The organism is Treponema berlinense (assembly GCF_052273165.1).
In the GTDB taxonomy this organism is placed as follows: domain Bacteria; phylum Spirochaetota; class Spirochaetia; order Treponematales; family Treponemataceae; genus Treponema_D; species Treponema_D berlinense_A.
In genome coordinates this window covers 1-9,429 of sequence record NZ_DAVZIU010000037.1, presented here as the reverse complement: position 1 = coordinate 9,429, position 9,429 = coordinate 1, and the positions used below count along the sequence as shown (strand labels likewise).

General features: G+C 33.8%; 9 protein-coding genes. All 9 read right to left on the bottom strand.

Translation table 11 applies throughout. From position 1 onward, the window contains the following. Positions 1 to 12 precede the first annotated feature (12 nt). Positions 13 to 441, bottom strand: a complete 429-nt coding sequence (locus ACT6XC_RS09115; protein ID WP_443741575.1) for a hypothetical protein — start codon at positions 439 to 441, stop codon at positions 13 to 15. 293 nt (positions 442 to 734) lie between these two features. Then, positions 735 to 911: a hypothetical protein gene (locus ACT6XC_RS09110; RefSeq protein ID WP_443741574.1), complete on the bottom strand. Its 177-nt coding sequence runs from the start codon at positions 909 to 911 to the stop codon at positions 735 to 737. Continuing rightward, entirely contained in the window at positions 893 to 1,075 is a 183-nt protein-coding gene (locus tag ACT6XC_RS09105) for a hypothetical protein (protein ID WP_443741573.1), read from the bottom strand. Before ACT6XC_RS09105 ends, ACT6XC_RS09110 begins: the two co-directional genes overlap by 19 nt. A gap of 165 nt (positions 1,076 to 1,240) precedes the next feature. After that, positions 1,241 to 4,453 (bottom strand): type I restriction endonuclease subunit R, encoded by a 3,213-nt coding sequence (locus tag ACT6XC_RS09100; RefSeq protein WP_443741572.1) that lies wholly within the window; start codon positions 4,451 to 4,453, stop codon positions 1,241 to 1,243. A 3-nt stretch (positions 4,454 to 4,456) separates the two neighbouring features. Beyond that, positions 4,457 to 5,464: a virulence RhuM family protein gene (locus ACT6XC_RS09095; RefSeq protein ID WP_443741571.1), complete on the bottom strand. Its 1,008-nt coding sequence runs from the start codon at positions 5,462 to 5,464 to the stop codon at positions 4,457 to 4,459. 100 nt (positions 5,465 to 5,564) lie between these two features. Then, positions 5,565 to 6,746, bottom strand: a complete 1,182-nt coding sequence (locus ACT6XC_RS09090; protein WP_443741570.1) for a restriction endonuclease subunit S — start codon at positions 6,744 to 6,746, stop codon at positions 5,565 to 5,567. A 20-nt stretch (positions 6,747 to 6,766) separates the two neighbouring features. Beyond that, on the bottom strand, positions 6,767 to 7,234 hold the full coding sequence (locus ACT6XC_RS09085) for a virulence RhuM family protein (protein ID WP_443741569.1): 468 nt from the start codon (positions 7,232 to 7,234) through the stop codon (positions 6,767 to 6,769). Between the two features lie 9 nt (positions 7,235 to 7,243). Then, entirely contained in the window at positions 7,244 to 8,803 is a 1,560-nt protein-coding gene (locus ACT6XC_RS09080) for an N-6 DNA methylase (protein WP_443741568.1), read from the bottom strand. Between the two features lie 138 nt (positions 8,804 to 8,941). After that, on the bottom strand, positions 8,942 to 9,313 hold the full coding sequence (locus ACT6XC_RS09075; RefSeq protein ID WP_443741567.1) for an ADP-ribosylglycohydrolase family protein: 372 nt from the start codon (positions 9,311 to 9,313) through the stop codon (positions 8,942 to 8,944). Between the last annotated feature and the right edge of the window lie 116 nt (positions 9,314 to 9,429).

Sequence of the window (9,429 nt, the reverse complement as noted above, 5' to 3'; positions counted from 1 at the left end):
TAAAATTAGAAATCAAAGGGAGCTGGAAGACCTGCTGAATATTTTATCTTCTTCAGTTAAAGTTTTATCAGTTTCATAAGTTTTTGTTAAATCTACAGAAGAACTGAATGATAAACCTGCATTTGAAGTAACGGACATAGCTCCTGTTTTTTGATCAGCTGTAACTTTAACATTAGCCCTTAAATACGGAATTTCAGCAGTAATACCTTCGTCAGCAAAATCTGCAATAGTTCCAGGATTTTCGCTGATATTCAATTCAGCAGAACCCGTAGAAAGATCTTTCTGAAATTTTGTAATTGAATCTGAAATACGCTTTGAAATTTCTTCTACTTTTTCTTCTGTTGAAGTTGATTCTGCACGAGTTGAATTTTGTGGCACAACAATATTAGAAAACCATCTAAAAATAGCTTTATTACTGATCAAGGCTGTTAATGATTTCATATTTTCTTCTGTTGGATCTTTATACTCTGTAGTACTTTTAGTAACACTATCCGGAACAGCAACATTAGTAGATTTTACTTCTTCTTTTACAGGAGCTGAATCTGAACTTTGACTTGGACAACCTAAAACATCAAACTTGAAAGAATAAGTCCTGTGCCCACAAAATGTTTAAAATTTAATTTTTTCATAAAGACCTCCTAAATTAAATCTTTTTAAATTTGTTATATTATTGACTGAAAGAATAGAATTATCAAGTTTTTATTTGAGGTTTATTTTTTTAGTTCGAGTTCTAGTCATTTCCAGGTTTCTGAATTTATGGTGTAATATTCGGGATTTTTTACGAGGACTTCTGTAAATCCGCATGATTTGTAGAAGTAATAAGCGCCGCTTTTGTTGTTTTCAAAAACTCCGAGTGTAATTTTTTCAACTTTCAGAATTTCAAAAGCATATTTTATAGAAAGAAGAAGCATTTCTTTTCCGTAACCTGAACCTCTTTATACATTTTATTCATATCTTCAGGCGTTGCAGGATAATTTTTATAGCGGTCGGCGCCCCATTTTCTGAAAGAAGTTTCATCTTTTATCCACGACAAAATTTTTGAAACATCACAATTTTTATAAGGTCTTAAGCGCATAATTTTTCCTTTTTAGAATTTACAGGAAACGCCGCAGGTAACTAAAGTTAATTTTTCGGGATTAACACAATTCAGCATCACTTGCAATTCTTAAATCAGAAAGCGAAGATGAACTCAATTACACGGTAAAAAGTGAAATATTGCAATTTAGAGAAGGTTAAAAATTTATTCCTCAAACTTCTTAAAGTTTTCTGCCTGTTCAAAGACTTCTTTGAATACTTCATCACGGGGAACTGGCGGATAACCGTTTTCGTCCAGAAGAATTCTTAAATCAGCTTTCATTTCAGCTTTTACATCTATGCGCTGGTTCCAGTCTGTATATTTTACATTCTGGGCTACAAGCTGTTTTATTTTCTTTGCAAGGTCAATCATTTTGTCTTTTGAGTAAATATCTTCAAAATCAAATTTTTTTGCACAGGCGATAAGAATGTCGTAGAATGCTTTTTCTTCAAAGTCGATTCCCATTTCTTCAAAAGATTTTCTGTCTGCGAGCATATCACTAAAGAGTTTGTTCAACTGTTCTGTAACATCATCAAGAACATGGCTTGCAAAATCTCCATCTGCAAAACGATTGTTGTAGGAAATAATCAAACTGTTCAATCTGTCAGAAAACTCTACAGCCTTAACTTTATTTGTCTTTTTATACTCTTCTATTGCCTGTTTTAAAAGCTGTTCCAGTGCTTTAATTTTTGTATTCGGCAGCTGGATTTTATTTATCTTTTCAAGGTATTTAGGATTAAACAAATCAAAATTAACCTGTTTTCCTACCTGAAACAGTTCTTCAACACCGTCAGATTTAATTGCTTCCTGCAGGATTTCCCAAACGTGGTTGTTCATTGTGGTAATATCAGGCGCATCACCTTTTGTAAGTTTGAAGAGAATAGCACGAACGGCAATATAAAAATTGATCTGTTCTTTTTCTTCTTTAGAAAAAGATTCACTTGAAGAACACAGATTAAATGCTTTTTTAAGGCGTTTTACAGATGCCATAAAGCGTTTTTCAATATCTTCTGTAAACTGAACATATTCTACTGCTTTATTCAGTGTTTCAAGCTGCTGAAGCGGACTTCCATTAAAATATGAAGATGAATCAAATTTATTAAACATTGCTTTTAAAACGCTCAATTCATCTTTTACGATTACTGCGGCTTTTTCAGAATCTTCAAATTCTTCCTGTTCACCGCCGGTATATTTTTTAAGAGCTTCATTCATTGCTTTTTTGATACCAATATAATCGACAATCAAGCCCTTTTCTTTTCCCTTATAAACACGATTTACACGGGAAATTGTCTGAATAAGAGTATGTTTCTGCAGCGGTTTGTAAATATAAATTGTATCAAGACACGGAACATCAAATCCTGTAAGCCACATATCACAGACAACAGCAATTTTGAAATTGGATTTTTCATTCTTGAACTGTCTGTCATATTCTTTTCGGTCATCATGTTTACCAAGCATTTCGTAAAGTTCTTTTACATCTTTTGCTTTGTTTTCAGTCATAACCATTTTGATTTTTTCAATCGGCTTTAACTTTTTGAGTTCTTTTTCAATTTCTTCAGGCTTCTTTCCTTCTGCCTTTAACTTTGCACGGATTGATTCAATTTCTTCTTTTGTAGGATGCTCTACATTCCAGTCAGGACGAAGTGCAATAATTGCTTTCCATAAATCAAAAGCTACTTCTCGGCTTGAACAGACAAACATTGCTTTGCCAAGAACTGATGCACCTTCTGTAACTCGGTTTTCATAATGAGCAATAAAATCTTTTGCAATTTCATTAATTACATCAGGATCACGGAGAATTGCTTCAAGACTTGTGACAGCCTTTTTACTCTGCTCTACCTGATTTTCATTTGATCCCTGTTCAAGGCATTTTTCATAATATGCTTCAATTTCCTGAATCTTTTTGTGATCCAAGAAAACTTTAGCAGCACGGCCTTCATAAACAAGATTTACAGTAATTCCGTCGGCAACAGATTCTTTCATTGTGTATGTATCAACTACATCACCAAAAACCTGTTCCATTTCATCAATTGGAGTGCCTGTAAAACCAACATAAGTTGCATTCGGGAAAGATTCATGCAGAAAGTGTGCAAAGCCGTATTTATGTTCAACAATTCCCTTCTCTTCGTTGATTATGAGTTTTTCTTCAAGGTTTGTTTGTGATCTGTGAGCTTCATCTGAAATACAAATAATATTTGAACGTTCAGAAAGCAGTTTAATATCTTCACTGAATTTCTGAATTGTAGTCAGATAAACTCCGCCTGATGCACGGTTTTTAAGTTCCTGCTTTAAGCCTGTTTTGTTTTCTAATTCATCATCACGGGCTTCAATACATTTAATATTTTCATCGCCAATGTAATTTTTGGATTCAAGGAATAATTTAGAAAGCTGGTCATCCAGATCTGTTCTGTCTGTGATTACAACAACAGTCGGACTGTTAAACTCCTTGCTTTTCATAATCATGCGTGAAAGAAAAACCATTGTATAACTTTTACCGCATCCTGTCGCGCCAAAGTAAATACCGCCTTTTCCGTCGCCTTTTGGCTTCATAGCAGATTTTATACTTTCAAAAAGTTTTGTTGCAGCAAAGAACTGAGGATAACGGCAGACAATTTTTATTTCTTTATCTGTTGAATCCGGGAAATAGATAAAGTCTTTTACAACGGCAAGCAGACGGTCCATTCTGAAAAGTCCGTTTACCATTGTCATTAATGAGCTAATTCCGTCTACTTCTTTATCTGTACTTTCAACTTTTCGCCATGCATAGAAAAACTCATAAGGCGAAAACAAAGCCCCCATTTTTGTATTTGCACCGTCAGTAATTACAACAAAAGCATTGTATTTGAAAAGCTCCGGAATATCACGGCGGTAGCGCACTGTAAGCTGTTTATATGCATCTTCAATAGTAGTGTTTTCTTTAATTGCAGATTTGAACTCCAGAACAACAAGAGGAATACCGTTTACATAAACAATGCCGTCTGGAATACGAAGTTGTTCCCTTCCCTGTACTTCCAGCTGATTTACAATACTGAACATATTGTTTTCTGGTTTTTCAAAATCAATAAGCTGGATAAACAAGTCTTTTTGAGAAGGATCATCACGGCGAAGAGCAAAACCGTTACAGATTAAATCCAGAACTTTTTTGTTTTCATCGTACAAATCAGAAGAAATATTTTTAATTCGATTTATGGCAGCATTAATTTCATTTGGAGTAATATCCTGTGAACCGTAGCGGAATAAAAGAAAATTGCTTAAGACATCAATCAAAAGAACTTCTGTCTTTTCGTGATGAATCTCACTGCCTGTAATATGAGAATAACCCTGATTTTCAAAAAGCTCCATTATGGAGAGTTCTAATGCGTGTTCGTCGAATTTCATATATTATTTCTCCAATTTTTTTAATGATTTTTCAAAATCAGAATTTATCTTCTGCGTTTTGTTAAAAATATCGTATTCATCAAACGCTTTTTTCTTTGCCTGATTATGGGAAATTCTTCCTTGACCTTCCAGAATATCATATTTTCTGAACTCAAGAAATTCATTGACGCTAGAAGCAAACTGTTCCATATTAAAAGGGATTTCCCGTTCGATTAAATCTTCAATATAATCAAAATAACCACTAACTGCACGTTCAAGCTGCTTGATTTGTTTTTCTGAAAGATAATTTTTAGCAACTTCAACATCACTTTTTAAAATACGACCGTCAGGAGAATTTTTCCAAGTAGTCAACCCCATATTTTCTTTTTTATGGTCTGCCTTATTATACACAATTTCTGCGGCAGTTTGTCCCGTAATAGCGTAGTGAAATTTATTCTGAACTGTAGCATAAAACTTTTTTGTAATTTCAGAATTCTTGTCATAATCAATGGAACATTCTGCAAAAATATCCGTAATCTGAAGCCAAATTCGTCTTTCGCTCGAACGAATAGAACGAACTCTTTCCAACAACTCACGGAAATAGTCCTTCCCAAAAGTTTTTTCGCCCTGCTTAAGCCGTTCATCATCAAGAACAAAACCTTTTTTGATATATTCCTTAAGAATACTTGTTGCCCAAATTCTAAATTGAGTTGCCCTGCCAGAATTCACACGGTAACCAACTGAGATAATTGCATCAAGATTATAAAAGTGAGTGTTATATTTCTTACCATCTGTGGCAGTTACCGAGAAATCCTCGGTAACTGAATCTTTATCAAGTTCCTTACTATCAAAAATATTCTTTAAATGGAGACCGATATTATCTGTGGAACATCCAAATAATTCTGCCATTGCTTTTTGAGAAAGCCAGATTGTTTCATCTTTTACAAGAGCATTTACACTTATATCTTCCTGTGGAGTACTGTAAATAAGATAATCTATCTGTTTTGCTAGTTCTGTAGAACTGTTTTTCATTTCTATTTCTCCTTCTTTAAAAATGTGAGACAGTGTCTCAAATATCTGTAAAAATTCCAGACAGTGTTTGAAATTTTTCTCGGCAGCTGAAATATGCTTTTTACATTCCTGATAAACGGGTGATTAAAAGCTGCTTAAGTTGAGTGAGATGTTGGAGTTCTTTATTGTTATCATCAATTTTTATAAATGTTTTTTTCAAGAAGTTACCAAAAGTCGACAAAATCTCATCAGACGGAATGATTATTTTAATATCCATCAAATCGCTAGAATTTATTGATGGATACGTAGAAACACTATTTTCCGCAATTGATTGAAGATAATTCAAAACAGCGTCGCTAGAAATCCACATATATAGAAATTCATTAGAAATTTTTTCACTATTATTATTCAAAACTGAAAAACCTGTAGATGCAATAAAATTATCTGCAGGATTTCTAATTATCCCAAAATGCCTTAAATTAGGTCGAACAGTTGAAAAAACAATATCTCCATTTTTAACAATTCTTTTTGCCCTACTAGGAGAATCTTCCATAGAAATATCTTGTAACACTTCAATTTTATTGTTTGTAATACTTCCTGTATCAAGATACAAAATTTTCTTTAGCGTTGTATTGTTAGAAATCGATTCAATATTATCTTTACAAAAATCTTTGACAAAAGCATATTTCCAACCATTTGGCAATTCTTTTAATTCATCTTTATTTTCATAAAATTTATTGTATTCTCCAAAATAATTAGAAAACAAACACTGTGCTGTTTCTTCCAGTTTTTCATTAATTTTTTTCTTTATCTGGATGCGGTTTTCGATTGCGTTGTAGGCGTCTACAAGTTTTTGCTGTTCTGTGATTGATGGAATATTGATCTTGATATTCAAAAAATCATTCCAAGCAAAAACAATTGTCGAACTACCCCATGCAAGAAAGTTTGTCTGCCTGTCCCAATCGTTTCTATTAAAATACATCCATAAATAATCTGCCAATACAATATCTTTAGCAGAATCTTTTACCTTAAATGCAATATTGTTCCAACTTGTAATATAGGTTTTCTCTGTTTTATTAAAACCCATTCCAAGTCTTACACCATGAGTACGAGGATTATAAATAAAAGTGTTAGGTCGCACTATATAAAAATCATCCAAAGAAGTTTGTGTTAAATTTGCAACAGTCGGAATCAAACCTTTTTCAATTGTCACTCCAACAATATCATTTAACCCAAATTCTTTTTTTGTATTAAATTCTGTAACTTTTTCTATCAAATCTGAAAATCTGTATTTCTCTTTCATCTACTTTTTTCCCTTTGGCTTTACTTCTTTTTCAAGAGTTTTGATTGTATCAGATATGCCTGCTCTACAGGAGAAAGATTTTTCTGAACCATCTTAAAAAAAGCAATGCTTTCAGCATAACCTTTTTTAAGATATTCCTTAAGGATTTCTGTAGCCCAACGTCGGAACTGTGTTGCAATACCTGATTTAATGCGATAACCAAGAGAAATAATCATATCAAGGTTGTAAAAAGTCTGTTCTCGGCTTACTTCTCTTTCGCCTTCAATCTGAACTGTTCGGAATTTCCGAACAGTTGATTCTTCTGCAAGTTCGCCTTCTTCAAATATATGTTTAATATGTTCACTTACATTCGCCTTGCTGCTTTTGTAAAGTTCCACAAGCTGAGCCTGAGTAAGCCATACAGTTTCATCGTCAAAACGAACATCAATTTTTGTAAGACCGTCTTTTGTCTGATAGATTACAATGTCGCCTTTATTCTGCTTTTCCACCAATCTCTCCTACAGTTTGATTTCATAACCAAGATCTTTAAAGACGCTTAAAAGTTCTTTTTTGCTTTTTTCTTCCTGCTTGAGTAAATCTGTAAGTTCTGCCTGTAAAGTTTTCATGCTTGTATCAAAATCTGCAGTTTCATCGCGGTTTACAAATTCAATGTAGCGGCTTGGAACTAAAGTATATCCTTTTTCTGCAATTTCACTTTTTTTGGCACTGTAACAGAATTCAGGTACATTCTGATAATCGTTATTGTCATTCTGCCAGTTGTGAAAAACGCCAGTTACTTTGTCACGTTCTTCTTGAGTAAGTTCAACATATTTTTTTTCATAAGGACTTCCCATCTGACGAAGGTCCATAAACAAAACTTCATCTTCACGGGCACGGAATTTACGCATTTTTCCGTTCTGCTGAACTATACGGCTCTTTTTGTTTTTATTTAAAATCCATAAAGTAACTGAAATATCTGTTGTATAAAAAAGATTTCTCGGAAGAATTACAATTGCTTCAACAAGATTGTTTTCAATAAGCTGCTTGCGAATTTCAAGTTCCTGCCCTTCACCGCTTAATGCACCGTTTGCAAGAAGGAAGCCTGCAACACCGTTCTGTGAAAGTTTACTGACCATGTGCAAAATCCAGCCGTAGTTTGCATTGCTTGCTGGAGGAACTAAATATCCGTCCCATCTTGAATCCTGTGTAAGTTCATTTTCTTCACGCCAGTCTTTCTGATTGAACGGAGGGTTTGCCATAATAAAATCTGCACGCAAATCTTTATGCAAATCGTTTGTAAAAGTGTTGGCAGCTTTTTCTCCCAAATCACACGGAATACCACGGATAGCAAGATTCATTTTTGCCATTTTATAAGTTGTACTGGTTCCTTCCTGTCCGTAAACGGAAATATCTTTTGTGCTGCCTGCATGATTTTCTACAAACTTGAGCGACTGAACAAACATACCGCCTGAACCACAGCAAGGATCATAAATTTTTCCTTTGTACGGCTCTATCATTTCTGCAATAAGATTTACTACTGTTTTTGGAGTGTAGAATTCACCTTTTCCTTTACCTTCCTGAAGAGCAAACTTTGTTAAAAAATATTCATACACACGGCCCATAATGTCATTTTCTTTATCTGCTGTTGTGTGAATGTTATTTATTTCATCGAGAAGAGCTGCAAGTTTTGAAACATCAATTCCAAGGCGTGAATAATAGTTGTCCGGCAAAGCACCTTTGAGAGTCGGGTTCTGCTTTTCGATTGTATTCAAAGCAGTATCAATTTTAAGAGCAATATCTGCCTGCTTTGCATTTTCCATGATAAATGACCAGCGGGATTCTTCAGGAACAAAGAATACGTTTTTCATATCATAGAATTCCTGCATATCAAGATATTTTTCTTTACCTTCTGAAATAAGTTCTTCTTTGCGGTCATTGAATTTATCATTAACAAATTTCAAAAAGATTAAACTTAATACAACATGTTTATATTCTGCAGGTTCAACTGTTCCACGTAATTTATCACAGGCACTCCAGAGAGCATCTTCAAAACTAACCTGTTTTTTTGCTTTTGCCATTTTTTCTCCACTACTCTATTTTATATTATTGGAATATTGGCATTAATCTAAATCAAATCTTTCTCTGTATTATGGTTTCAAGAGCCTCAACCACTGATTTTTTTCCATCTGTTAGTTATTCTGTGCTAAGCATAATTCTTATAATTCAAGGATTTTCTTTGCAACATAAGCAACAGGACTAATGCACATAGCAGCTCCATTTCCGAATGAATTCAATGGCTCAGTTGAATCAGACCAAATCCGGCGGAAAAACTTAGGACTATAATTGGCATATTTTACTTTCCGCCCAAACTCTTTCATACATTCAAAAGCCTTCTGATGAATATTCGACAAATCATTTCGACATTCAAATACAGCCTTTGCAACAGCCATAGTCTGCATACTGTCATCTGTTAACTTACAATCTTGATGAACAAGTTCAAAATCTTTTGATTTAAAAGCTAAACACTGGATTGCGTTTTGGTTTTCAAATCGAGAACCAATAAAATCGCCCATTATTGCACCTAACATATTTTCCCCTCTTTATCAAAGTATAACAATGAGTAAATATCATTTTGTGATAGCATTGAAACGTGTTTCATTATTATCATATTTAATTCTGAATTAGTTCCGCATATTGAGCAGGT

What these genes read in the sequence shown, in the direction of transcription:
- ACT6XC_RS09115 (WP_443741575.1), bottom strand. Translation starts at nt 441, where the DNA reads ATGAAATCATTAACAGCCTTGATCAGTAATAAAGCTATTTTTAGATGG.
- ACT6XC_RS09110 (WP_443741574.1), bottom strand. Translation starts at nt 911, where the DNA reads ATGCTTCTTCTTTCTATAAAATATGCTTTTGAAATTCTGAAAGTTGAA.
- ACT6XC_RS09105 (WP_443741573.1), bottom strand. Translation starts at nt 1,075, where the DNA reads ATGCGCTTAAGACCTTATAAAAATTGTGATGTTTCAAAAATTTTGTCG.
- ACT6XC_RS09100 (WP_443741572.1), bottom strand. Translation starts at nt 4,453, where the DNA reads ATGAAATTCGACGAACACGCATTAGAACTCTCCATAATGGAGCTTTTT.
- ACT6XC_RS09095 (WP_443741571.1), bottom strand. Translation starts at nt 5,464, where the DNA reads ATGAAAAACAGTTCTACAGAACTAGCAAAACAGATAGATTATCTTATT.
- ACT6XC_RS09090 (WP_443741570.1), bottom strand. Translation starts at nt 6,746, where the DNA reads ATGAAAGAGAAATACAGATTTTCAGATTTGATAGAAAAAGTTACAGAA.
- ACT6XC_RS09080 (WP_443741568.1), bottom strand. Translation starts at nt 8,803, where the DNA reads ATGGCAAAAGCAAAAAAACAGGTTAGTTTTGAAGATGCTCTCTGGAGT.
- ACT6XC_RS09075 (WP_443741567.1), bottom strand. Translation starts at nt 9,313, where the DNA reads ATGTTAGGTGCAATAATGGGCGATTTTATTGGTTCTCGATTTGAAAAC.